The sequence below is a fragment of the Flavobacterium sp. 25HG05S-40 genome (genome assembly GCF_052654735.1).
In genome coordinates this window covers 234,383-258,606 of the sequence record NZ_CP199750.1, presented here as the reverse complement: position 1 = coordinate 258,606, position 24,224 = coordinate 234,383, and the positions used below count along the sequence as shown (strand labels likewise).

At 37.0% G+C, this 24,224-nt stretch carries 23 protein-coding genes and 1 tRNA gene; 13 read left to right on the top strand and 11 right to left on the bottom strand.

Annotation, left to right across the window (positions count from 1 at the left end):
• Positions 1-2: 2 nt before the first annotated feature.
• The 10 genes from nuoF (at position 3) to ACULEU_RS01085 (ending at position 10,729) form a co-directional block, all read left to right on the top strand.
• Positions 3-1,370 carry an NADH-quinone oxidoreductase subunit NuoF gene (gene nuoF, locus ACULEU_RS01130; RefSeq protein WP_445453623.1) on the top strand — a complete coding sequence of 456 codons (1,368 nt, stop codon included), beginning with the start codon at positions 3-5 and terminating at the stop codon, positions 1,368-1,370.
• Positions 1,371-1,454: 84 nt separating this feature from the next.
• The gene (locus ACULEU_RS01125; protein WP_445453622.1) at positions 1,455-2,510 is read left to right on the top strand and encodes a 2Fe-2S iron-sulfur cluster-binding protein; all 1,056 of its coding nucleotides are present in this window, start codon (positions 1,455-1,457) and stop codon (positions 2,508-2,510) included.
• Positions 2,503-3,534 carry an NADH-quinone oxidoreductase subunit NuoH gene (gene nuoH, locus ACULEU_RS01120; protein ID WP_445453621.1) on the top strand — a complete coding sequence of 344 codons (1,032 nt, stop codon included), beginning with the start codon at positions 2,503-2,505 and terminating at the stop codon, positions 3,532-3,534. The genes ACULEU_RS01125 and nuoH overlap by 8 nt, the downstream gene beginning before the upstream one ends.
• An 11-nt stretch (positions 3,535-3,545) precedes the next feature.
• On the top strand, positions 3,546-4,097 hold the full coding sequence (locus ACULEU_RS01115; RefSeq protein ID WP_445453620.1) for a NuoI/complex I 23 kDa subunit family protein: 552 nt from the start codon (positions 3,546-3,548) through the stop codon (positions 4,095-4,097).
• Positions 4,097-4,612 carry an NADH-quinone oxidoreductase subunit J family protein gene (locus tag ACULEU_RS01110; RefSeq protein ID WP_445453619.1) on the top strand — a complete coding sequence of 172 codons (516 nt, stop codon included), beginning with the start codon at positions 4,097-4,099 and terminating at the stop codon, positions 4,610-4,612. The genes ACULEU_RS01115 and ACULEU_RS01110 overlap by 1 nt, the downstream gene beginning before the upstream one ends.
• Entirely contained in the window at positions 4,612-4,932 is a 321-nt protein-coding gene (gene nuoK / locus ACULEU_RS01105; RefSeq protein WP_445453618.1) for an NADH-quinone oxidoreductase subunit NuoK, read from the top strand. The genes ACULEU_RS01110 and nuoK overlap by 1 nt, the downstream gene beginning before the upstream one ends.
• A gap of 6 nt (positions 4,933-4,938) precedes the next feature.
• Entirely contained in the window at positions 4,939-6,828 is a 1,890-nt protein-coding gene (gene nuoL, locus ACULEU_RS01100) for an NADH-quinone oxidoreductase subunit L (RefSeq protein WP_445453617.1), read from the top strand.
• A 10-nt stretch (positions 6,829-6,838) separates the two neighbouring features.
• Entirely contained in the window at positions 6,839-8,275 is a 1,437-nt protein-coding gene (locus ACULEU_RS01095) for a complex I subunit 4 family protein (RefSeq protein WP_445453616.1), read from the top strand.
• Positions 8,276-8,285: 10 nt separating this feature from the next.
• Positions 8,286-9,653, top strand: a complete 1,368-nt coding sequence (locus ACULEU_RS01090; protein ID WP_445453615.1) for an NADH-quinone oxidoreductase subunit N — start codon at positions 8,286-8,288, stop codon at positions 9,651-9,653.
• A gap of 41 nt (positions 9,654-9,694) precedes the next feature.
• Positions 9,695-10,729: an aldo/keto reductase gene (locus tag ACULEU_RS01085; RefSeq protein ID WP_445453614.1), complete on the top strand. Its 1,035-nt coding sequence runs from the start codon at positions 9,695-9,697 to the stop codon at positions 10,727-10,729.
• A gap of 62 nt (positions 10,730-10,791) precedes the next feature.
• Here ACULEU_RS01085 and ACULEU_RS01080 read toward each other — a convergent pair whose 3' ends face one another.
• From ACULEU_RS01080 to ACULEU_RS01040, 9 genes are all read right to left on the bottom strand, one after another.
• Positions 10,792-12,162 (bottom strand): PQQ-dependent sugar dehydrogenase, encoded by a 1,371-nt coding sequence (locus ACULEU_RS01080; protein WP_445453613.1) that lies wholly within the window; start codon positions 12,160-12,162, stop codon positions 10,792-10,794.
• Between the two features lie 74 nt (positions 12,163-12,236).
• Complete coding sequence (locus ACULEU_RS01075) at positions 12,237-12,761, bottom strand: hypothetical protein (protein WP_445453612.1); 525 nt, start codon at positions 12,759-12,761, stop codon at positions 12,237-12,239.
• The gene (locus ACULEU_RS01070; RefSeq protein ID WP_445453611.1) at positions 12,762-14,711 is read right to left on the bottom strand and encodes a transglycosylase domain-containing protein; all 1,950 of its coding nucleotides are present in this window, start codon (positions 14,709-14,711) and stop codon (positions 12,762-12,764) included. It abuts the gene before it with no gap.
• On the bottom strand, positions 14,712-15,173 hold the full coding sequence (locus ACULEU_RS01065) for a hypothetical protein (protein ID WP_445453610.1): 462 nt from the start codon (positions 15,171-15,173) through the stop codon (positions 14,712-14,714).
• A 133-nt stretch (positions 15,174-15,306) separates the two neighbouring features.
• A complete protein-coding gene (gene radA, locus ACULEU_RS01060; protein WP_445453609.1) occupies positions 15,307-16,668 on the bottom strand; it encodes a DNA repair protein RadA in 1,362 nt (453 codons plus the stop codon).
• Positions 16,669-16,690: 22 nt separating this feature from the next.
• Positions 16,691-17,977, bottom strand: a complete 1,287-nt coding sequence (locus ACULEU_RS01055) for an alpha/beta hydrolase-fold protein (protein WP_445453608.1) — start codon at positions 17,975-17,977, stop codon at positions 16,691-16,693.
• A 96-nt stretch (positions 17,978-18,073) separates the two neighbouring features.
• Positions 18,074-18,682 carry an FAD-dependent oxidoreductase gene (locus ACULEU_RS01050; RefSeq protein WP_445453607.1) on the bottom strand — a complete coding sequence of 203 codons (609 nt, stop codon included), beginning with the start codon at positions 18,680-18,682 and terminating at the stop codon, positions 18,074-18,076.
• Between the two features lie 4 nt (positions 18,683-18,686).
• On the bottom strand, positions 18,687-18,884 hold the full coding sequence (locus ACULEU_RS01045) for a hypothetical protein (RefSeq protein ID WP_445453606.1): 198 nt from the start codon (positions 18,882-18,884) through the stop codon (positions 18,687-18,689).
• A gap of 38 nt (positions 18,885-18,922) precedes the next feature.
• Complete coding sequence (locus ACULEU_RS01040; protein ID WP_445453605.1) at positions 18,923-19,498, bottom strand: MarC family protein; 576 nt, start codon at positions 19,496-19,498, stop codon at positions 18,923-18,925.
• 98 nt (positions 19,499-19,596) lie between these two features.
• On the opposite strand from ACULEU_RS01040, the gene ACULEU_RS01035 reads away from it, so the two are divergent.
• A complete protein-coding gene (locus ACULEU_RS01035) occupies positions 19,597-20,169 on the top strand; it encodes a DUF3109 family protein (protein WP_445453604.1) in 573 nt (190 codons plus the stop codon).
• A gap of 117 nt (positions 20,170-20,286) precedes the next feature.
• Here ACULEU_RS01035 and ACULEU_RS01030 read toward each other — a convergent pair.
• Positions 20,287-20,360, bottom strand: a tRNA-Ala gene (locus ACULEU_RS01030).
• 144 nt (positions 20,361-20,504) lie between these two features.
• Between ACULEU_RS01030 and ACULEU_RS01025 the strand changes: the two genes are divergently transcribed.
• Both ACULEU_RS01025 and ACULEU_RS01020 read left to right on the top strand, forming a co-directional pair.
• Positions 20,505-22,310 (top strand): T9SS type A sorting domain-containing protein, encoded by a 1,806-nt coding sequence (locus tag ACULEU_RS01025; RefSeq protein WP_445453603.1) that lies wholly within the window; start codon positions 20,505-20,507, stop codon positions 22,308-22,310.
• A gap of 52 nt (positions 22,311-22,362) precedes the next feature.
• Entirely contained in the window at positions 22,363-23,091 is a 729-nt protein-coding gene (locus tag ACULEU_RS01020) for a T9SS type A sorting domain-containing protein (protein ID WP_445453602.1), read from the top strand.
• Positions 23,092-23,140: 49 nt separating this feature from the next.
• On the opposite strand, the gene ACULEU_RS01015 is transcribed toward ACULEU_RS01020, so the two are convergent.
• Positions 23,141-24,217, bottom strand: a complete 1,077-nt coding sequence (locus tag ACULEU_RS01015) for a hypothetical protein (RefSeq protein ID WP_445453601.1) — start codon at positions 24,215-24,217, stop codon at positions 23,141-23,143.
• Between the last annotated feature and the right edge of the window lie 7 nt (positions 24,218-24,224).

Below are 24,224 nucleotides of genomic sequence, written 5' to 3'. Positions count from 1 at the left end.
TCATGGGAAGAAAAATATTATTAGACAAAATCAACGTTCCGGGTATTAAAACCTATGAAGTATATCGTCGAGAAGGCGGTTATGCTTCAGTAGAAAAAGCGTTGAAAAAAATGACTCCTGATGAAGTAGTCGAAGAAGTAAAAACTTCAGGATTACGCGGTCGTGGTGGCGCTGGATTTCCTGCCGGAATGAAATGGAGTTTTATAGACAAAAAATCGGGCAATCCAAGACACTTGGTATGCAATGCTGATGAGTCGGAACCGGGTACTTTTAAAGACCGATACTTAATGGAATACATTCCACACCTTTTAATAGAAGGAATGATAACCTCAAGTTATGCTTTGGGTGCTAACCTATCTTATATCTACATTCGTGGAGAATATATGTGGGTTTACAAAATTTTAGAAAGAGCCATCGCTGAAGCAAAAGCTGCCGGTTGGTTGGGTAAAAACATACTAGGTTCAGGATACGATTTGGAATTATACGTTCAAATTGGTGGAGGAGCTTACATCTGTGGAGAAGAAACGGCACTGATCGAAAGTTTGGAAGGAAATCGTGGCAATCCTAGATTGAAACCGCCTTTCCCTGCTGTAAAAGGACTTTGGCAAAATCCTACCGTTGTAAATAATGTAGAAACCATTTCAGCGGTGCCATGGATTATCAATAATTCAGGTGCTGATTATGCTGGAATCGGAATCGGGCGTTCAACTGGAACCAAATTAATTTCAGCTTCAGGCAATATTAAAAATCAAGGTGTTTTCGAAATTGAACTAGGCGTTTCTGTATACGAATTCATGAATTCTGATGAATATTGTGGCGGAATGCAAACCGACAGACCTTTGAAAGCATTGGTTCCCGGAGGTTCTTCGGTGCCAATTTTACCTGCGGATTTAATTTACAAAACGGCCGCTGGTGAAGACCGATTAATGTCCTACGAAAGCTTATCCGATGGTGGATTCGCAACAGGCTCTATGTTAGGTTCAGGCGGATTTATCGTTTATGATGATAGAGCTTGTATCGTTAGAAATACTTGGAATTTTTCAAGATTTTATCACCATGAATCCTGCGGTCAATGTACACCATGCCGCGAAGGAACAGGTTGGTTAGAAAAAGTATTGTGGAGAATCGAAAACGGACAAGGACGCGAAGAAGACATCGAATTGTTATGGAGTATCCAATCCAAAATTGAAGGAAATACCATTTGTCCTCTGGGTGATGCGGCTTCATGGCCTGTCGCAGCAGCAATTCGACATTTCAGAGACGAGTTTGAATACCATATTCGTTTCCCCGAAAAAATTAAAAACAGAGATCACTTTGTGAATGAGCCTTTTGAAAAAGTAAAGCATTTAGTTGCAAAGCAAGAAATATAAGTCAATCGTATAAAAGTCATAAAGTTATAAAGTCAACGAATAAAAATTCTTTCGACTTTCGACTTTCGACATTAAGACAAAATAATGAAAGTAACCATAGACGGTCAAGAAATAGAAGTAGAAGCAGGAACAACCATCCTACAAGCTGCTCGTATGATTGGTGGAGAATCCGTTCCGCCAGCCATGTGTTATTATTCTAAACTAAAAGGAACTGGCGGAAAATGCCGTTGCTGTTTGGTGGACGTTACGAAAGGTAGCGAAGCTGATCCAAGACCAATGCCAAAATTGGTAGCCTCTTGTGTAACGGGTTGTCAAGACGGAATGGAAGTAGCCAGTAAATCTTCGGAAAGAGTTACCGACGCTCGTAAAGCAGTAACCGAATTTTTACTTATCAATCACCCTTTAGATTGTCCGGTTTGTGATCAGGCAGGCGAATGTGATTTACAGAATTTAAGCTTCGAACACGGAAAATCGGAAACGCGATTTATTGAAGAGAAACGAACTTTCGAACCCGAAAATATTGGTCCGTATATTCAATTACACATGAACCGTTGCATCGTTTGCCAACGTTGTGTGGAAGTGGCCGATCAATTAACCGATGGTCGTGTGCACGGCGTTTTAAATCGTGGTGATCATTCTCAAATTTCGACTTGCGTTTCGGCTGCCATTGACAATGAATTTTCAGGAAATATGATTGATGTTTGTCCAGTTGGTGCTTTAACCGATAAGACTTTCCGATTCAAATCAAGAGTTTGGTTTAACAAACCGTTTAATGCGCACAGAGAATGTACTACTCCGGGTTGTTGTGGAAAAACTACACTTTGGATGTTTGGTAATGAAATCCAGCGTGTCACAGCACGTAAAGACATCTACCATGAAGTAGAAGATTTTATTTGTAATACCTGTCGTTTTGACAAAAAAGACGTTGCGGATTGGGTTATTGAAGGACCAAGAAGATTCGAAAAAGATTCGGTTATCAATCAAAATAATTACACCAGAAAATTAGACAAAGTCATTATCAATACCGAAAAAGGAATTCTACAAGGAAGAGATATCGACCGTAAAAAAATCAGTATGACTGAGATTGATTACAACGAAAAAATAGATGGTAACCCAGTAAATTCAAAGCATAATGGATAATGCCTTTATTATAGAAAAAAGTGTTTTCATTGTAGCCATTTTTGCTATAACAATGATTATGGCCATGTATTCTACTTGGGCTGAGCGTAAAGTCGCCGCTTTTTTACAAGATCGTGTTGGACCAAACCGTGCAGGTTGGGGTGGATTATTACAGCCACTTGCAGACGGAATGAAATTATTCGCCAAAGAAGAATTTGAACCCAATACCAAAAATAAATTTTTATTCTTTGTTGGTCCGGCCGTAGCAATGAGTACTGCCTTAATGACCAGCGCTGTAATTCCATGGGGTGACCGATTGGAAATTTTTGGAAGAACGGTTATTTTACAGGCTACAGATATTGATGTTTCCTTATTGTACATTTTCGGAATCGTATCAATAGGTGTTTACGGAATTATGATTGGTGGTTGGGCCTCTAATAATAAATTCTCGTTAATGGGAGCCGTTCGAGCTGCTTCACAGATGGTTTCGTATGAAGTGGCTATGGGATTGTCTATTATCGCTTTGGTAATGATGACCGGAACTCTGAGCTTAAAAGAAATATCCGAACAACAAGCCGGAATGAATTGGAATATTTTCTACCAACCGGTCGGATTCTTAATCTTCTTAATCTGTGCTTTTGCCGAAACGAACAGAACGCCTTTTGATTTGGCAGAATGTGAATCAGAGCTTATTGGTGGCTATCACACCGAATATTCATCCATGAAAATGGGGTTCTATTTATTTGCCGAGTATGCCAATATGTTTATTTCATCAGCTATTTTAGCCATCTTATATTTTGGAGGTTATAATTATCCCGGAATGCAATGGATGGTGGAGAATGTAGGTGTAAATACAGCAAACCTTATAGGAATCGGAGTTTTATTTGTAAAAATATGTTTCTTCATTTTCTTCTATATGTGGATTCGTTGGACCATTCCACGTTTCAGATACGATCAATTGATGAATTTGGGATGGAAGATTTTGATTCCACTTTCTATCATCAATATTATTATAACAGGAATTTGCATTCTGGCTTTTAATTAAGAAAAGAACTTATGTCTACATCAATTCAGAGTATATCGCTTTCTGGTAGAAAAAAGCAAGTTTCCAACAAGGAAATGACTTTTTGGGAAAGATTATATCTAGTGGCAATCGTAAAAGGACTAGCTATTACTATCAAACACTTTTTTAGAAAAAAAGCAACCATTCATTATCCGGAACAAGTGCGTGAATTTAGCCCCGTATATCGTGGAAGACACATGTTGAAACGCGATGAACAAGGTCGTGAAAATTGTACAGCTTGTGGTCTGTGCGCTTTATCTTGTCCTGCAGAAGCCATCACAATGAAAGCTGAAGAACGCAAACCGGGCGAAGAACATTTGTATCGTGAGGAAAAATATGCATCAATATATGAAATCAATATGTTGCGCTGTATTTTCTGCGGTTTATGTGAAGAAGCTTGTCCAAAAGATGCTATTTATTTGACGCTTTCCAAAGAATTGGTTCCATCGCAATACAACAGAGAAGATTTTATTTTTGGAAAAGATAAATTGGTAATGCCTTTAGAAATGGCACTCAAAAATACTCAACTTAAAAACGCTAACTAATGTCGACGATAACGATTATATTTTACTTTTTATCCGCTATTACTCTAGCTTCGGCGTTTTTAACTATTTACAGTAGAAACCCTATTCACAGTGCTATTTATCTTGTGATTTGCATGATGTCTATCGTGGGACATTATTTAATGTTCAATGCGCAGTTTTTGGCTTTAGTGCAACTTATAGTTTATGCTGGTGCCATCATGGTACTGTTCCTTTTTACCATCATGTTAATGAATTTAAATAAAGAAGATGAAGTGCACAAACCTAGAATAACTAGACTTGGCGCTATCGTAGTTTTTATTTTGATGAGTGTGGTTCTTGTGACGGTATTCATCAATTCTAAAACAATTATGGGCGAATATGACGTTACTGGTGAAGATTTTCAATCGATTAAAGCGCTTGGAAAAATTTTGCTGAACGAATATATGGTGCCTTTTGAGTTTGCCTCTATATTATTATTGGTAGCCATGATGGGTGTTGTTTTATTGTCTAAAAAAGAAAAAACAGAAAAGAAATAATGAATAATATTTTAAATCAAATTGGTATAGAAAACTACATATTCCTTTCGGTACTCCTATTCTGTATCGGAGTTTTTGGAGTGTTGTATAGAAGAAACGCCATTATTGTATTCATGTCGATTGAGATTATGCTGAATGCCGTAAACTTATTATTTGTAGCTTTTTCTACCTATCATCAAGATGCCGAAGGACAAGTATTTGTATTCTTCTCGATGGCCGTTGCGGCAGCAGAAGTTGCTGTAGGTCTCGCCATTCTGGTTTCTGTATTTAGAAATGTAGGCTCGATTGATATCGCTAATTTAAAGAACTTAAAAGGATAATCTGGAATGGAAACAAACTTAGCTTTACTATTACTCTTATCTCCATTTGTTGGATTTCTTTTCAATATTTTCTTCGGAAAAAAAGTAAGCAAAGGAATTTCTGGCGCTATCGGAACGTTAACGGTGGTTACTTCATTCTTATTGAGCATTTGCTTTTTTGCCCAACTGAACCAAAACGGAAAACCTTTCGAAATTTCATTATTTGACTGGATTTCGGTCCACAACTTCAAATTAGATTTCGGAATTTTATTAGACCAATTGTCCCTACTTTGGTTATTATTCGTTACCGGAATAGGTTCTTTGATTCACCTCTACTCCATCAGCTACATGCACGATGATGAAAATATGCATAAGTTTTTTGCGTATTTAAATCTATTTGTATTCTTCATGATAACGCTAGTCATCGGAAACAACTTATTGGTGATGTTTATCGGTTGGGAAGGCGTTGGATTGTGTTCGTATTTGCTTATCGGATTTTGGTATAAAAATCAATCTTATAATGATGCAGCAAAGAAAGCGTTCATTATGAACCGTATCGGTGATTTAGGATTCTTAATCGGGATTTTTATATTGGCGAGTATGTGCGGCTCGTTAGATTTCACAACGATGAAAACACATTTTCTTTCTATTTACATCAATACCCCTCAAAATGTATTTTTAACTGGTTTGGCTGCATTATGCTTATTCATCGGAGCTTGTGGAAAATCAGCACAGTTGCCACTTTACACTTGGTTACCCGATGCCATGGCTGGACCTACTCCGGTTTCGGCTTTAATTCACGCTGCCACGATGGTAACGGCTGGTATTTTTATGGTTACCCGAATGAATTTCTTATTCGATTTGACTCCTTATGTACAGGAAATAATAGCTATTGTTGGTGTAGCCACTGCTTTAGTTGCAGCTTCTATCGGGTTATTGCAGAATGACATCAAAAAAGTATTAGCTTATTCTACCGTTTCTCAATTAGGATTAATGTTCCTTGCTTTAGGATTAGGAGCTTATAATGTTGCTGTTTTTCACGTAATAACGCACGCCTTCTTCAAAGCCTGTCTATTCTTAGGTTCAGGTTCTGTTATCCACGCTTTACACGGAGAACAAGATATGCGTAATATGGGTGGATTGCGTAAAGCAATGCCTATCACTTTTTGGACGATGATGATTTCAACATTGGCGATTGCGGGAATTTTCCCTTTCGCTGGTTTTTGGTCTAAAGATGAAATTTTGATGGTAGCCTTTGAACACAACAAAGTACTATGGATTGTGGCTTCTATAGCCTCGATAATGACCGCTTTCTATATGTTCCGATTGATGTATCTGACATTCTTCAGAGAGTTCCGCGGAACCGAAGAACAAAAACACCATTTACACGAAAGTCCAAGCCTGATTACTATTCCATTAGTAATACTTTCTATTTTGGCCTTAGTTGGAGGTGCTATCAATTTACCGGGAAGCATGTGGTTAAACCATTTCCTCGAACCGATTTTATCTGCAAAACACGAAGCTCATCATTTAGGAAGTCAGGAATTTATGCTGATGGGAATCGCTTTGGCTGGTGCTGTATTTGGGATTCTTTGGGCTTATTCCAAATATATCAAACAAGGATTTGTACCAAAAGAAGACGCTACAATTACGGGTTTCCCAAAAACAATTTACAACAAATATTACGTTGACGAATTTTATACCTTCCTGATTGTGAAGCCACTAAATAGTTTGTCTAATTTCTTCCGAACTACTTTAGAACCGGCATTAGGGAAAGTAGTTTACGGATTTGGAACTGTAGCTAATGGAATTGGAACACAGGGTAAAAAATTACAAACTGGAAGTATTGGTTTATACTTATTTGCCTTTGTAATTGGTGTTGTTGCCATCGTATCTTATTTATTTATCGCTCAATAATTTTTACATAATGGATGTAACTACTATATTATTATTACTTCTCGCTGGTGCACTTGTCACCTATTTTTCTGGAGATAAATTGGCTTCAAAAGTCGCGCTTGTTTTCAGTTTAGGAGCACTTGGTGTAGCACTCAATTTGCTTTCTACTTACTGCAATGGTGGAAACATCAGCTTCACTGCAAATTGGATAGATATGCCAAAAGTAGCCCTAACCTTCAAAGCTGATGGACTTTCCATGGCAATGGTTTTACTGACTACGGCTTTGACTCCACTGATTATCTTTTCATCTTTCGGAAACACTTTCAACAACAGTAAAAATTTCTACGCTTTAGTGCTGTTTATGTCCTTTGCAATGGTGGGAACATTCTTGGCAGCTGACGGACTATTGTATTATATTTTCTGGGAGTTGGCATTAATTCCGATATACTTTATAGCACTTATTTGGGGTAATGGCGATGCCGATGAGCGTAAAAAAGCAGTCCTGAAATTCTTTATCTATACTTTAGGAGGTTCGCTATTTATGTTAATTGCTTTCGCCTACTTATATTCCAAAGCTGATAGTTTCCTTTTGGAAGATTTATATAAAGTAGACTTATCCGCAACGGAACAATGCTACATTTTCTTTGCTTTCTTTTTAGCGTATGCTATTAAGATTCCTATTATTCCTTTCCACACTTGGCAGGCAAAAGTGTACCAAAAAGCACCAACAGTTGGAACAATGCTTTTATCAGGTATCATGTTGAAAATGGGATTGTATAGCGTCATTCGTTGGCAGTTACCAATTGCACCACAAGCTGCCAAAACGTATATGCCTGTTTTAATTGGATTGAGCATTGCCGGAGTCATTTATGGTTCCATTGTGGCTTTACGTCAAAAGGATTTGAAAAAATTGTTGGCCTATTCTTCGTTGGCTCACGTTGGTCTAATTGCGGCAGGTTGTTACACACTAACTCTTGACGGATTAAGTGGAGCGGTTTCCCAAATGATAGCGCACGGTTTTGTTATAGTAGGTTTATTCTTTGCTGCCGAAATTATTTTCAGAAGATATGCAACCAACAAAATTGCTGAAATGGGTGGAATTCGTTCGCAAACCCCAAAATTTACTTCGATGTTTATGATCTTGGTTTTAGCCTCTGTAGCTTTACCAGGAACCTTCAACTTTGTTGGAGAGTTTACCGTATTATATAGCTTAAGTCAAGTCAATATTTGGTTTGCCATCTTAGGAGGAACAACGATTATTTTAGGAGCCTATTATATGCTGAAAATGTTCCAAAATACGATGCTTGGAGAAACCAATACCAAAATCTTTGCTGATGTAACTGTCAATGAAGCCATAACTTTGGTTTTCATAATTGCCTTTCTATTATTCTTCGGATTATATCCAAAACCTATCGTAGATCTGGTAACGCCGAGTTTAAATGAAATTTTAGAAACAATAAATAGATAAAAGTTCAACAATGAATACATTAATTGCCATATCAGGTTTAGGTGTTTTTTGCCTTATCGCTGAAATCTTCAATTTAAGAAAACTATTAGTTCCTGTAGCTATATTGGGACTATTAGCCATTCTTGGACTTACCGTTTCTGAATTCAACACACCTGCTTCCTTCTACAATAATATGATTGTAGTCGATAAATTTTCGGTGGCTTTCTCCAGTTTGTTTATCATACTAACGATTTTCTTGGTAGCGTTAAGTGGCGATTTTTATAAAGAGCATCCGACCAAAATTTCGGATTTTATTGCCATAAAAATTTTCCTTTTAGCTGGAGCCGTTGCTATGGTTTCTTTCGGAAACTTAGCGATGTTTTTCCTAGGTATTGAAGTGCTATCCATCTCGTTATATGTCTTGGCAGCTAGCCGAAGACTCGATCTTAAAAGTAACGAAGCCGGAATGAAATACTTTTTAATGGGCTCCTTTGCCTCTGGAATAATTCTATTCGGAATCTGTCTGGTTTATGGTGCTACAGGCTATTTTGACATGGCAGAAATCTACGATTTATCACAAGGTGCAGGTTTGCCGGTTTGGTTTCCTATTGGAATCACGCTAATAGTTATTGGTATGCTATTCAAAATTGCAGCAGCTCCTTTCCATTTTTGGGCTCCAGATGTGTACGAAGGTTCTCCATCGATGACTACAGCAACTATGAGTACTTTGGCGAAAGTAGTAGCTATGGCAACACTCTATAAATTGTTAAGTGGCTTAACCGAATTATCTGAAAAAGTAGAAATACTGATTGTAATTATCTCCATCTTATCGATGACGGTAGGGAACATCATGGCATTGCGTCAAAAGAATGTAAAACGAATGTTAGCCTTTTCGGGGATTTCTCATGCCGGATTTATGCTTATGGCGTTGTTGAGTTTAACAACAGCCGCTTCCACTTTACTGTATTACACTGCTGCTTATGCTTTGGCCGGAATTGCATCGTTTGCCGTAATCATCTATGTAACCAAAGACAAAGACAACGAAGATATCTTTAACTTTAACGGTCTCGGAAAAACAAATCCTTTAATGGCTGCTGTATTGACAGCGTCGCTTTTATCCATGGCTGGTATCCCTATTTTTTCGGGATTCTTTGCTAAGTTTATGTTGTTTGCACAAACCATAAAAGAAGGCTATTTGGTGCTAGTCATTGCAGGGGTAATTAATTCCATTATTAGCGTTGGCTATTATTTCAAATTGATTTTGGCCATGTATACTAAAGAAGCTACTGAAGAGAAAGTTGCTGTTCCTTTTGTGTATTACACAGTAGCAGTTTTGGCGATTTTACTCAACATCATCATTGGCGTTTGGCCTTCCTTTGTGACCAATTTATTGAATTAATTCCATTCGCATTAGATTCAAAATCTAATTGAAACCAAGAAATGAAATACACTTTTTTACCGAATACTGATTTAAAAGTCAGTAAAGTTTGTCTTGGCACTATGACTTTTGGAGAACAAAATTCTGAAAGCGATGCCCATTCCCAATTGGACTTTGCCATTGAAAAAGGAATAAATTTCATTGACACGGCCGAAATGTATCCGATTGCAGCCCGTGAAGCAACACTCGGACACACTGAAAGATATATTGGAAATTGGTTAAAGAAATCGGGGAAAAGAGATGATTTAGTTATCGCAACTAAAATCGCCGGGCCTAACCGTGGCATGGATTACATCCGAAAGCCCTTAAATTTCTCCAAGAAAAACATCCACGAAGCCGTAAACCTTAGCTTAAAAAACCTTCAAACGGAGTATATCGATTTGTATCAAATGCATTGGCCAGAACGCGTTATGAATATGTTTGGACAACGCGGCGTTTCCAAAATAGACCCTAATTGGCAAGAAAACTTCTTTGAAGTGCTAAGTGTATATGACGGATTGATAAAAGAAGGTAAAATAAAACACATCGGAGTTTCAAATGAAAATCCGTATGGTGTAATGAAATTCATCAGCGAAAGCGAGAAACATAACTTACCCCGAATAGTAACAATACAAAATCCCTTTTCACTACTAAATCGCTTATACGAAGTTGGTTTATCTGAGATCGGAATGCGCGAAAATGTTGGTCTTTTAGCCTATTCACCTTTAGCATTTAGTTTTTTAACTGGAAAACACTTAAACGGTACTTTATCGGGTTCGCGTTTGGGATTATTTCCGCAGTTCACCAGATACTCCAATGACAACTGTCACAAGGCGACAAAACTTTACAAAGAACTAGCCGAATCAAACGGAATGACTTTAACCCAAATGGCATTGGCTTTTGTAAATCAACAGGACTTTGTTACAGCAACAATTATCGGAGCAACCTCAATAGCGCAACTTCAGGAAAACATCGCAGCATTTGAAACTGTAGTAACACCTCAACTACTTTCAGAGATTAATACTATTCAGGAAATAATACCGAATCCAGCACCTTAATTAAAACAAAAAGAACACTAAGAAAAAAATCTTAGCACTCTTTTTATTAGTTATTTCACTATCTACTGTATAACAAGTTTTGTATTGTATCGGTTTCCTGATTGTGTTTCAATAATCACAACATACATCCCTTTGGCTAAATCTGCAACTTGAAGACTCGCTTCCGGATTTGCGGCTGCTGTTTCTGATAAAAGTAATTTACCCGTAATATCAAATAATTCTACTTTGGTCAAGACAATATCGGAAGTATTCTTTATGTAAACTTTGTCTTTAGCTGGATTAGGATAGATAGAAAATCCATTCTTTTCAAAATCAGAATTGCTCAAAGACGAATCGATAATCTTGTAAATTGTGCCACTAACTGCGGCATAAAGCTCGCCATTCACATCCTCGCCAAAAGTAGTAATGCTTCCGGTAGGATTTATTGCCCAAGTTATTGTACTTGATGTTCCCGAGATATAACCAATTTCGGCGGTGCAATAGTCCGCGAAAAAATATTTATTAGCAAAATTAGGATACATTGAACCTGTATAGAAATAACCTCCTGTAATGGAACATCTGCTGGATCCATGTCCGTATTGTGTTATTGGAGCTACTGTTGAAAGATAGTTTGGACAGTTCCCGCCAGAGTTATCATAAACAAGACTTCCTTCAAAACAACGCCAACCGAAATTCAAACCGCTATTCGGTAATGGACTTGCAATTTTATTGATTTCTTCAGCAAGATTCTGACCTACATCGGCGATCCATAAATCGCCATTCAATCGGTTAAAAGAAAATTTCCATGGATTACGTACGCCAATGGCCCAAATCTCATCGTTTCCTGCGACACCCACATACGGATTGGTTGGCGGAATACCATAAGGAGAGGCAGAATCCACATCTAATCTGAGCATTTTCCCTAAATTATCATTGATGTTTTGCGAGCGGTTGTCTGGATCTCCACCAAAACCACCGTCTCCCATTCCGATATACAAAAAACCATCAGGACCAAACTTTATAGTTCCACCATTGTGATTACTTGCAGGTTGTGCAATCGTCAGCAATGTGTTGGCGCTTGCAGCATTCGCAATATTTGGATCGGCAGAAACCGTATAACGAGCTATTACCGTTGCGCCATCGCTGGCACGGGTATAATTCACATAAAAATAACCGTTAGTAGTATAGTTGGGATGAAATGCCAAGCCAAGCAAACCTTGTTCACTTGCGTTACCTAATCCTGTAATCGTTAAAAAGGGTGTTGCATTAATAGTTCCATTTGAATTTAAAATTCGGATTAAACCTCCTTTTTGTACTACAAAAAGGCGTGAGTCTCCAACGGGATGCGCTATTTCAACCGGTGTAGTAAATCCGGTAGCAAAACTTTGTAAAGCGACTGTTTGAGCATTTGCCGTAAGGGCAAAAAATGACAAAATAAGTATTATCTTTTTCATAGTAGGTTATTTAATTTGCGTAAAGTTAAAAATAAAAACTTTAGAATCAAATTGTTATAAAAAAACGCAATCGGTTAGGATTGCTTTTTTTTCAAAGTAGCCAGTAATTTTTCCACCTCGGCTTTCTGCTCGGCATATTTTTGTTGCAGTGCACCGCCGTTCTCCATTCGATTGTAATATTCAAAAGCTTTGTTTCCAAAAAAAAGTATGTGATGCTCTTTTACATTCGGAACTTGAGGATAGGTCTTATGAAACAGCATTTCATAATACGCCTGCCATTCTCTTTCATTTCTGTCCGGATATTGATTGGGAACTACTTTTTGAGCCACATGGATCATTTCGTGCGCAATAAGATTAAGCATCAAAACCAATTCAAATTCAAAAGTATTTTCCGGAATTCTAATGATTTGCGGTTGCCCAAATGTACCTTCTGTAGTCATCAGTACATACTCGGGTTTGGCCTTTTCGCGCAGTTCAAAGCCTTTAAAATTAGGATGTTTTATAGCATAAACCTCGATCAGATATTCCGCTGCCGCAATGGTTTCGCCCAACTCGTGGTAGGTTTCTATCTTTTGTATGATGGCTGCTGTGGGCTTCATCTAGAATTCGAATTCTTCAATAGTATTAATATCAGATTCTGTCACTGTTGGTGGTTGTTTTAGATAATATTTGGCTGCTCCCGAAATAAAGAGCGGAAAATTACCAATAGTATCATTTGGAGTAATCAAATTGCGTTTGAACATTAGATTGGTTAGGAATTTTTCCTGTTGTTGGTGTGCTGGTTTTAATCTGTTATGGGAGTCAAATCGCCACATAAAGCCTTTCGGATTCGGAATGATAGTCGCCAAAAACAAGCACTGATTGATATTCAAATCGATTGGCCTTTTTTGAAAATAAAACTCAGAGGCTTCGGCAATCCCATAAATATTAGGTCCCCATTCGATAATATTAAAATAGACTTCAAGCATGCGTTGTTTCGAGCTAATCCGATTGTTTTCCAAAATATAAACCAATAAGATTTCCTCCAGCTTTCTCGATAAGGTTTTTTCACGGGTCAGAAATACATTTTTGACCAACTGCATGCTTATTGTACTGGCACCACGAGCAAACTTTTTGGTGCGGATGTTTTTAGATATGGATTCTTTGAAAGCCTCATTGATAAATCCGCGATGATTCATAAAAGAAGGATCTTCACTGGTCAACACACATTTGGTCAAATAAGGAGACATTTCAGTCAAAGACGTATAATTCGCATTGGCAGCACCTACTAAAATGGGCCTTTGAGCCACGCCCTTATCAATAGCGCGATACGTAAACTGTCCGTTAATTTTATTGAGATCCGCTGCTCCGTATTTGGTAATTTTCAAACCATCAGGCTTCATACTGCTTTCAAAAACAATATTGTTAGGTTGCTTATCGTTGTATTTGAAATTTAGTGCGTAACTGAAATTCCCTTGAGCTTCCATACCTTCAAAATGATGGAATAATCCTGTGGGTAGGGATGAAATAAAATCCTGCGCTTTCATTTTCGGAATCTTCAGGCGAAGTTCATAAACCTTTGCTTCTTCATTGGTATAAGCAACATAGGGTTGACATTTGATGGCATTCAATTGCATCATCGAAGTACTGTCTAAAGCAATGAATCGGGAACCGACTATCCAACGGTAATCAAAGCGCGCTTTTGTGATAATCACATCTTTGCTCGCTATTTTGGGGTTGTTGACTATCAAATTATCAATAGACGAATAACCGTCAATATGCAATGTGCCACTTTCCATAGCAAGTTTTTCCAAATTGAAATGAATCGATTTAAAACCTGTCTTTAGATGGAATTTTTTATCCAGATACGGAATCTTTATAGTGTCATTTTGGGTATTGGCAAAAGTCAAATCGGCTTTTCGGTCTCTTGGATCGGCAAATCCTTTGATGCTCCATTGCTGTGAAAAGTCATCCGATGTAACATCAATAATGGTTTTCAATTGCTTATCGGCCAATACCAATTCGTTAAAATCAAATAATACTTTGTTGCCATTGTCATTGATCCTGAAGGCAAATCCTTTCACCTGCATATCCGTCGGAACCAAATCCATTAATCGAGAAGTTATTCGGTTCAGGAATGTCGCATAATTGACTTCCCCTGCGTCTTTTTTGTCTTTTTTGGAACGTAAAAAAGCATCGTAATTGCCTTTTTTTCCTTTTTTTACCAATTGAATAAATCCTTTATTGATTTCTAATTTACCCAATTGAATATCACCCTTTAAAAGTTTCCAAAAACTAACACTGGTTTTAAGTCCATCAATCCGCAGTAGCGTGTCTGCCTGTTTCGGAACTAATGTAATATGCTGCAATTCGATGTTGGTTAACCCGTGAAATTCGGCTTTTTGAATGGCAAAATCGCATTGATACTCTTTTTCAAATTTGGCATCAACTCTTTGAATGACTTTGTTTAAAATGGTATTTCGAAAAGCAAAAAGCAGTACCATTCCGAGCAGCAACAATCCACCGCATACTTTCAGAATAAGTAAACCTCTTTGTTTTTTTTGGGTCATTTATTTTTCATTTTGAACTGCCAGCCCAATACCGATGACATTAGGAAGAAAGGGTCCTGTAAAACTATGAGAGACGGTCACTTTGTACTTCCCTTTTTGCAGTTTAGTTCTTTCCTTGATGGTATAAAACAAATCACAAACATCTCCGGAACAGTCTCCTAGCTGTTTCCCCGAATCATCTGCAATAGCAAGATCTATATCAATCACCTCCGTTTTGCCATCCGGACTTTTAAGTGTGAAGTTTATCGGAATAGTACTAAACTGATAACCATAGACATGACTAAATTGGAATTCAATAGTGTAGAATTGAGAATCGTTTTCAATGTCAAATTCGTATACTTTTGCATCAGATGCTTGCCAACGCTGGTCTTCGGGTAAAATATCGAAGCGTCTAAAATGGTTATCAGAGCACGAAATCAAGAGTGTAAAAATAAAGATCAAGCAAAGTCCTTTTGTTTTCATAAAGAATCGATTTAGTAAATAGGAAACGTTTTTCTCAGACTTTTATTGTTTTTGTAACGAAAAGTAGTCATTGTAAAATGATTTGCTTTTATACAATTTCAAGAATTGTTTACACAATTTAAAGCTTTGGTTTTTATCCAAATAGCTGCTCTACAACTTCCTCAATTTTGGAAACTAGAACCACTTTTATACCTGGAAACTTAGTAGCAATCTTATTATATTTAGAAACAAAAATAGTTGAAAACCCTAGTTTTTCCGCTTCTTGAATCCGTTGTTCCACTCTATTTACCGGACGAATTTCGCCCGAAAGACCTACTTCGCCTGCAAAACAAACGTCTTTGCCCACAGCAATATCTTCGTTGGAAGATAATATAGCTGCGACCACAGCCAAGTCAATTGCCGGATCATCTACTGAAATTCCGCCTGTTACGTTCAGAAATACATCTTTGGTTCCCAATCGGAAGCCGGCGCGTTTTTCCAAGACAGCTAGAATCATATTCAGTCTTTTGGCATTATAACCTGTGGTGCTTCGTTGTGGCGTTCCGTATACTGCGGTAGAAACCAAGGCTTGAATTTCAATCATTAACGGTCGCATTCCTTCCAAAGTCGAGGCAATTGCAGTTCCAGAAAGCTCTTCTTCACGATGAGAAATCAATATTTCTGATGGATTGGAGACTTCTCTTAAACCCGAACCCTGCATTTCATAAATACCTAACTCAGCGGTTGATCCAAAACGGTTTTTGAGCGAACGTAAAATTCGGTATACATGATTTCTATCGCCTTCAAACTGCAAAACCGTATCCACCATATGTTCCAAAATCTTAGGTCCAGCTATGTTTCCATCTTTGGTGATATGACCGATTAAAATCACAGGAATATTAGTTTCTTTGGCAAATTTTATCAATTCGGCCGTAGTTTCCCTGATTTGTGAAATACTTCCTGCTGTCGATTCTATATAATCTGTATGCAAGGTTTGAATCGAATCAATAATAACAATATCAGGTTCGGTTTCGACAATATGACGGAAGATGTTTTGCGTTTTCGTTTCTGTTAAAATATAGCAGTTATCACTATCGGGATTAATCCTTTCTGCGCGCATTTTGATTTGTTTCTGACTTTCCTCACCAGAAACATATAAAGTTTTGTAGGGCAATTTTAAAGAAATTTGCAACAGTAGCGTACTTTTTCCTATTCCGGGTTCACCACCTAAAAGGATTAAAGAACCAGGGACAATTCCGCCACCAAGCACTCGGTTTAATTCGCCGTCAGTAGTATCCATACGCACTTCCTGAGTCGAATCAATTTCTTTGATTTTTAAAGGTTTGGAAACTCTTTTTGAGTCGGTACTAGAAGGCTTCCAACTTGCTTTTTCTTCCTTTTGAATAATTTCTTCCGCAATGGTATTCCATTCTTTGCATGAATTACACTGTCCCTGCCATTTGGCATATTGCGCACCACAGTTTTGACAAAAAAAAGTTGTTTTAACTTTTGACATTAAGGCTGAATTTATTCGAGTATTATTCCTGCTTTTTTTCTTCGGTTGGTGCTTCGCTTGGTGGATTTTCAGTTGGAGTTCCTTCAGTTGGAGTTCCTTCGGTTGGTGCTGGTTCTTCCACTACTGGTTCTTCGGCTACTTTTTTACCTTTATCTCCTTTTTTAGGTAATGATTTTTTCAATTCATCGGCTCTTTCAATCATCATGTCTTTGGTCAAGTCACCAATTTCTTCGCGTTGAAAGGCACTCAAATACGATTTAACGGCTCTGGCATTATCTCCTTTCTTCTCGTACATCTGAGCTAGTTCATAGTCCGCAAGCATTGCTTTTGGATAATTTTTTCGAGCTAATTGAGCCAATTTATCAAACTCTTCATACGCTTTATTTTTAAGAATTGCGGCTTCAATAGCTTTAAAATCATTCAAACGAATGGGTAATTTTAAAGCAAACGATTTTTCGATTACGTCATATTTTTTAATCAAATAATCCGCATATCCTGAAGTCAGTGTTGCAATTTTTTCATTGAATTCGGTGATGGAAATCGGCTGATACACCGAAAATATTTGGTACAAAGCACTTGGTATTGAATTCAATACTAACGAATAATGTGAGGCGCCTTTAAAGTCATCAAACCGATAATTGAGTGTCTCTTTTTTAATGTTTTTGGCGACTTCATCCAGAGCAATAATTCGATTACGCATTTTTTTAACATCTCCATCAGCAGAAGAGTGGTAATAAAAAAGTGGTTTTTGAATAGCATTCAATCGCTCCGGAATTTGCTCTTCCATGCCGGCAGGAAGTTCCGGACTCATCGAGATATAGGCATCAAAGACTGGATTGTCTTTGTATAAATATAAATTTAAAAACCCTGCGGTAATGTCCAAACCTGCAATCATTTTGAAAGGTGCGGTTCTATAACTCTTTTCAATATAGGGCAACAATTCCATTCCGATAAATTCAAAGAAATCTTCCCCTTTATCTAATGGCAAACCTGTAGTTTCATCTACCATACAATCCGTCTCACGCTCATTATTTTTGTTTTGTGTAATTCCAACGATAATGACTTCCGGCAAATCATCCCAATAATAGCCATAGCTTAATGCTCCTTGAAAGGGATCAAACAAAAAATCTCCATCCAGCAATAGCAAAATGGGAAATTTTTGATTGGGATGCTTGTCGTATGATGGTGGCAAACCTATCTTGATTTCTCTTTCTTCGTTGAGTCTTTTAGAGAAAATGGTATCTGTAATTTTTTGTGAAAAAATAGTAGTAGAACTAAGGATTATCGCAAGCAAGAGTAATTTTTTCATAACAATTGGTTTGGTTTAAACAGCACTAGTGCCAAATGGATTAGCAAGATAATAAAATTATTATTGTGGGAAAGTTTAAACCTTGAAAAAAGGAAACTACTTTTTGATAGAATCGTGGCTTTGAGCTGCAATTCCGTTATTCCAAAACGTTAGAATATCGGTTGCGACGGCAGCACCGCTTCCGGCAGCAATGGCCAACTGACTGCGCCAACCTGCTAAAGTTCCGGCCACATAAATACCATCAGCTACTTTATGATCTTCATTTTGTAATTGGATGCGCTGTTTCTCTACAGCCGCTTTTTTGTGCGGTTCCACATAGTGCATCAAACCGTCGATATCGAAAGTATTGGAATACCCAAGGGCAAGAACTAATGCTTTGGTTTGATATGAATTTTTATTGGTAGTAACAGTAAAATTAGGGAATTCACCGGATACTTTTAGTACTTTTTCGCCATCAATTTGGGTAACATGAGGATACAATTCTTGTAAATGCTGCACACTTTCGGTCAACAATTCAGACCCTAATTTTCCGGCAGGAATGCCATAAGCATTATTGAACAAAGCCTCCTGAAGACTTGATGTTTTTTGATGGGTTATGATTCCGATTTTTTTATCCTGAACAAAAACTTTTTTATGAGCAGAGCCTAAAACTAGAGCACAAGACATTCCAGAAACGCCTCCGCCAATGATTAGCACATCAAACATCTCATTAGTTTTTTAGTTTTTCTTCTATGTTTTTGGACATTCTGAAAATCAGAAGAATAAGAATAGCACAAAGCGATGCGGCAATTCCGATAAGCGCAGCCATACTATTACCTTCTAGAGGTTTTTCAAAATCTAACAAAGTCAAATTGAAAATAACAAGCCCAATGGCAATAACAATTAATATCGCGGTGAAAATTTTCATGAAGTATATTTAGACAACAAAAATACTAAAATTTAAGATTATGCAAACAGCCCTTTAACATTAGCAGCAAATAATTTAACAGCAATAGCTAAAAGCACCACGCCAAACACTTTTCTAATGATACTTAGCCCGTTTTCACCCAACATTTTTTCAATTTTAGCCGAAGATTTCAAAACCAAATACACCAAAATAATATTCAAAATTATGGCTACGATAATATTAATCGATTGAAATTCGGCGCGCAACGAAAGTAAAGTCGTCATCGTTCCAGCTCCGGCAATTAATGGAAAAGCAATCGGAACTACCGAAGCTGAAGTGGCATGATCATCTTTATACAATCGGATTCCGAGTATCATTTCTAAAGCCATAAAGAACAACACAAACGAACCTGCTACAGCAAACGAATTGGCATCAATTCCGATTAATTTTAAGATTTCTTCTCCAACAAACAAAAACGCGATCATGATTCCCGCGGATACTAACGAGGCTTTACCCGACTGGATGTGTCCAAATTTTGACCTCAACCCGATAATTACAGGAATACTTCCCACGATATCTATCACCGCAAAAAGTACCATTGTTGTTGTTGCTATTTCTCTAAAATCAAAGTTCATAGATTTCTTTTTTCAAATGTAGCAAATATCAAAATGTAAACCCTGAAATCCAACATCAAAATACTTACTTTTGCACGAAATTTAATTTCTAAAACATCATGTTTCAATTAGGAAAAACCATCGTTTCTGAAGACATTCTTGAAAAAGATTTTGTTTGTAATCTTTCGGCCTGTCACGGTGCCTGTTGTGTAGATGGTGATGCTGGCGCACCTTTAACAGAAGCAGAAACAAAAATTTTAGAAGAGATTTATCCTAAAGTAAAACCATTTCTGCGCAAAGAAGGCATTGAGGTTATTGAAAGATTGGGCACTTGGGTGGTTGGAACCGATCAGGATTTAGAAACACCTCTGATTGACAATAAGGATTGTGCTTATGTGATTTTTGATGGAAAAACAGCCCTTTGTGGTATTGAACAAGCCTATAATCAAGGAATTATTGCTTGGAAAAAGCCTGTTTCCTGTCACTTGTACCCTATTCGTGTAAAAGATTTTACTGAATTTGCCGCGGTGAATTATGATCGATGGGATATTTGTAGTCCTGCTTGTTCGTTGGGGAAAGAGCTGGAAGTTCCTGTTTATAAATTTGTAAAAGAAGCTTTGGTTCGCCGCTTTGGAGAAGAATGGTATGCAGAACTTGAAAAAGTAGCCGAAGATTTAAAGAACGGAAAATAAAGCTAAAAAAGAGACTTTCGATTTTTGAGAACAACAAAAGACTCAGATTCTTTTGACAAGTCTTTTAAAAAAGTTTAAAACAAAAAGCCGAAGTATTGTCCTTCGGCTTTTTATTTGTGGAGAAGATGGGACTCGAACCCACGACTTCTTGCCTGCCAGGCAAGCACTCTAACCAGCTGAGCTACATCCCCAAAATTTAAGTGAGCAAATATACTTATTTTAGTTATATTTAAACAAAAACATCTTGCATATAAATTTATTTAAAATTTATATACTTTTTTTTAGTATACTTGTGCAATTTTATTAACATTAAACTAACACTACTTCAATTATTTATGAAAAAAACTACTTTACTTTTGACATTTCTTTTAATGTCCGTTCTTTCAGAAGCTCAAATTATAGCTTCACAAAATTTTGATGCTGCTCTTGGTTGGACTGCCTCTTCAACAACCGCTTGGTCAAGAAGAACTACTGGTGGTGCACCAGCATGTTCCCCTTTTGCAGGTGCTGGTATGGCACGGTTTTATTCGTATAACTTGCCAGCAGGTACAACTGCTCGTTTAACTTCTCCGGCAATTACATTCGCAGGTGCTAGTTATAGAGTTAAATTTAAAATGTTCAGAGACAATGCTTATGCAGGTGATGCTGACAACGTTAAACTTTACTACAACACAACAAATGCTGCAGGTGGAACGCTATTAGGAACCGTAAATCGTTCCCGTTCATTAGCTCCAACGGAAACTGAAGATGGATGGTATTCTTATTCAATGGATATTCCGGGAACTATCAGTGGAACAGGATTTATTCACTTCTTAGGAACTTCACAATATGGTAACAACATATTTATTGATGAAGTTACTATTGAGCAAATTCCTGCCATGGATGGAGAATTACGTTTATTAAGTGTAAATTCATACGTCCCGGTTGGAAATACAACTGTAGCTGGAACGTTTAAGAATTCAGGTTCTACAACGGTAACTTCTTTTGACGCAAATTGGCAAGTTGATTCAGGTACAATCTACACACAATCTTTTACAGGATTGAGCATTGCTCCAGGACAAAGCTATGCGTTTAATCACACTAATACTTGGGCTACGACTCCAGGATATTACAGTTTAAAATTATCTATTAGTAACGTTAATAACAACGGAGCTGATGCTGATACAACCAATGACATAATCACTAGACCAATTTCTGTATATAGCAATACATCCACACGTTTCCCGCTTTACGAAAAATTCTCAAGTTCAACATGTCCACCTTGTTATTCTTTTAATACCAATAGTTTTAACAGCTTCTTGAGTAATCGTGAAGAAGATTTTGCGCTTATTAGTTATCAGGTAAACTGGCCTGGAACTGGAGATCCATATTATACACTTGAAACAGGTTCTAGAGTAGGTTACTATGGAATTAGCGGTGCGCCAACATTATTGGTAGACTCTAAAGATGGTACAAATAATGAAGTAACTGGTGCTTTTAATACAACTTCTGAATTAGGTGTTAAATTAAATCAGCAAATGGGAGTTCCAGCTTACTTCAATATGACAGCAACTAAAACTTTAGTGGGAAGCACTATGAGTGTTCAGGTTGATGTTACTCCATTTGTTACAGGAACTTATAAATTATATGCCGCTGTTGTTGAAAAAAACACCTACAATAATGCTGACAGTAATGGTGAAGTAGAATTCCATAATGTTATGATGAAAATGATGCCTGATGCAAGCGGAACTACTCTTAATCTAGTTCATGACGTTGCTTCAACTACTAATTTACAAGTTGACTTAGGCAGTACGTTTGTAGAAGAATTGTCAGATTTAGAAGTTGTAGTATTTATACAAAACCCTTCTGGTAAAGCAATCATGCAAGCTGGTTATGCAGTTGATTCAACTTTAGGAACTGGGCAGTTTGATGTTCTTTCATCTGTGAAACTATATCCAAACCCTTCAAAAGGCATTGTCAGAATCGCAACAGAAATTCCAGTAGACATCGAAATTTTTGATATTACTGGAAAGAGCGTTTACAGTGTTTCTCAGGCAACAAATGAAACTCAAATCAATTTATCATCCATTCAAAATGGAGTGTATTTTGCTAAAATTAGTGGAGAAAACGCCATTAAAACAGAAAAAATTATTTTGAACTAACACCATAAGTAGGGAGTTGTTACAATTCCCTACTTATTTTTAAATTATCACTATGAAAAAAATTTTACTTTTAGTTTTTGTCTTCTTTGTAAGTGCCATGCAAGCACAAATAGCTTTATCTAGACGTAACGGAAGTCCTATTGTAGATGGTCAGGTGGTGGCGTTTAATACGGTCGTTTACCCTGCTTGTGAAATGGATTTTTATGTTACCAATTTATCCTCAACCACAAGTACTAATGTAAAAATAGCTTGTGAGGCACTAATAAATAACGATGGGACAGGATTTGAACTTTGCTTTGGCAATGAATGTCTTCCTAATGTGGAACAAGGAGAAATCTACCCGAGTATCCCTGTAATATTAGGTCCTAACGGAAGAAATGGAAATTTTGACCATTTATTAAACACCAATGCCGGAACAGGTAATTTACCAAAAGATTTTGTGTTTAGATTTTACCAAATTAATGGGACAGGGAATGAAGTTAGCAATTCGATTACTATGACTTATAGATATGATTCGACATTGTCTATTGACGACATCAATCAGTTAGAAACTTCTGGTGTGATTGTTAAGTCTACTTTGGTTAATAATGAACTTTCTTTAGATGTTCTAAAGCCAAGCCAAATGACATTGTATGATATCACCGGTAAATTAGTTTACAGCAAAAAACTTGAATATGGAGTCCAAACAGTTGATGTTTCGAATCTAAGTTCTGGAGTGTTTATTTTGAAATTCACTTCAGAAGAAGGAAGAGTTTCGACTAAAAAAATCTTAAAAAAATAAGACATTCTATTTATTATTAAAAAGGCTCCAAAATTTGGAGCCTTTTTTGTTATAATGAATTTATCCAGTCTTCTAACAGATGAACACCTTCGTCATGTTTTATGGTTCGGCCTAATGGTGGCATCATATAAAAGTTATCTGTTTCGGTATTTACTCGGTAGTGTAAAATAGATTGGTTTACATTGTTAGGATATACAATTCTTCCGTTGTATCCCGCCAAAGAATGTTCTGCAGGCATACTTACACCCATATTTTCAATATCAGTAGTTTGATTGAAAGCAAAACGTAATGAAAAATGTTCCGCTTCTCCACCATCTTTATGGCAATGGGCACAATTACTATCAAAATAAGAACGAGCTCTTAAATCAATTGATTTTGTGGTATCTTTATAATCCACAACCGTTGTGATAGCGTTTGGTAAATTATCTTCCAGATAACCGAGTTCTATTAGTTTTTGCAATTGATTTTTGGCACCAGTACTGTAGCTAAAATTACTATTGATATTTTGAGGTTTAATACCAATCGGTTCTCGCTCTCCATTCAATAATCCGTGGCATCGGATACAATCTAATGTTACTGATGGGATTTTGTAATTAATAGTTCTGATGACATTGGTTTCATCTCGCCAGGAAATAGTTGTTACTGCTCTTTGAGTAGTAAGAAAAGCTTCCGATTGATCTTCATTCCAAACATATTCTGCAAAAATCCATTCATTACTTTTGCGAATCATAATCCGGGTTTCAATAATCCTCGTGGAATTATTAGGCTGTACCTTCGTGTAATAAAAGTTCTTTATAAGTGCTGCTCCCACGGGTAAGTTTAGAACATTACCATCGCCATTATAAATAGCTTTTGTCCCACTGGGCAACCAAACAAAGCGCTTTTTTTGAGCATAATCGGTAAAAAGTTCGCTTATGGGTTGATAAGGTAGTACACCGAACGAAGGTTTTTGATTTTTTAAATCACCCTCAAAAAACTTATAATCCGAAAGTTTAGGATACGGAACCTGAGTTAAATCAACCACAACAGGAGATTCCTCTATTCTAGTATATTCTTCTTTAGTACAAGAAGTATAAAAAGATAGCATCATTACTAAAACAACTATTCTACTTCCTGTTTTTTTCAAGTGATAC

Excerpts from the sequence above, each read along its gene's own strand:
- nuoH (WP_445453621.1), top strand. The coding sequence starts at position 2,503 with ATGGATAATGCCTTTATTATAGAAAAAAGTGTTTTCATTGTAGCCATT.
- ACULEU_RS01050 (WP_445453607.1), bottom strand. The coding sequence starts at position 18,682 with ATGTTTGATGTGCTAATCATTGGCGGAGGCGTTTCTGGAATGTCTTGT.
- ACULEU_RS01045 (WP_445453606.1), bottom strand. The coding sequence starts at position 18,884 with ATGAAAATTTTCACCGCGATATTAATTGTTATTGCCATTGGGCTTGTT.
- ACULEU_RS01020 (WP_445453602.1), top strand. The coding sequence starts at position 22,363 with ATGAAAAAAATTTTACTTTTAGTTTTTGTCTTCTTTGTAAGTGCCATG.
- ACULEU_RS01115 (WP_445453620.1), top strand. The coding sequence starts at position 3,546 with ATGTCTACATCAATTCAGAGTATATCGCTTTCTGGTAGAAAAAAGCAA.
- ACULEU_RS01055 (WP_445453608.1), bottom strand. The coding sequence starts at position 17,977 with ATGAAAAAATTACTCTTGCTTGCGATAATCCTTAGTTCTACTACTATT.
- nuoF (WP_445453623.1), top strand. The coding sequence starts at position 3 with ATGGGAAGAAAAATATTATTAGACAAAATCAACGTTCCGGGTATTAAA.
- radA (WP_445453609.1), bottom strand. The coding sequence starts at position 16,668 with ATGTCAAAAGTTAAAACAACTTTTTTTTGTCAAAACTGTGGTGCGCAA.
- ACULEU_RS01070 (WP_445453611.1), bottom strand. The coding sequence starts at position 14,711 with ATGACCCAAAAAAAACAAAGAGGTTTACTTATTCTGAAAGTATGCGGT.
- ACULEU_RS01080 (WP_445453613.1), bottom strand. The coding sequence starts at position 12,162 with ATGAAAAAGATAATACTTATTTTGTCATTTTTTGCCCTTACGGCAAAT.
- ACULEU_RS01125 (WP_445453622.1), top strand. The coding sequence starts at position 1,455 with ATGAAAGTAACCATAGACGGTCAAGAAATAGAAGTAGAAGCAGGAACA.
- ACULEU_RS01035 (WP_445453604.1), top strand. The coding sequence starts at position 19,597 with ATGTTTCAATTAGGAAAAACCATCGTTTCTGAAGACATTCTTGAAAAA.
- ACULEU_RS01075 (WP_445453612.1), bottom strand. The coding sequence starts at position 12,761 with ATGAAGCCCACAGCAGCCATCATACAAAAGATAGAAACCTACCACGAG.
- ACULEU_RS01110 (WP_445453619.1), top strand. The coding sequence starts at position 4,097 with ATGTCGACGATAACGATTATATTTTACTTTTTATCCGCTATTACTCTA.
- nuoL (WP_445453617.1), top strand. The coding sequence starts at position 4,939 with ATGGAAACAAACTTAGCTTTACTATTACTCTTATCTCCATTTGTTGGA.
- ACULEU_RS01025 (WP_445453603.1), top strand. The coding sequence starts at position 20,505 with ATGAAAAAAACTACTTTACTTTTGACATTTCTTTTAATGTCCGTTCTT.
- ACULEU_RS01090 (WP_445453615.1), top strand. The coding sequence starts at position 8,286 with ATGAATACATTAATTGCCATATCAGGTTTAGGTGTTTTTTGCCTTATC.
- ACULEU_RS01095 (WP_445453616.1), top strand. The coding sequence starts at position 6,839 with ATGGATGTAACTACTATATTATTATTACTTCTCGCTGGTGCACTTGTC.
- nuoK (WP_445453618.1), top strand. The coding sequence starts at position 4,612 with ATGAATAATATTTTAAATCAAATTGGTATAGAAAACTACATATTCCTT.
- ACULEU_RS01065 (WP_445453610.1), bottom strand. The coding sequence starts at position 15,173 with ATGAAAACAAAAGGACTTTGCTTGATCTTTATTTTTACACTCTTGATT.
- ACULEU_RS01085 (WP_445453614.1), top strand. The coding sequence starts at position 9,695 with ATGAAATACACTTTTTTACCGAATACTGATTTAAAAGTCAGTAAAGTT.
- ACULEU_RS01040 (WP_445453605.1), bottom strand. The coding sequence starts at position 19,498 with ATGAACTTTGATTTTAGAGAAATAGCAACAACAACAATGGTACTTTTT.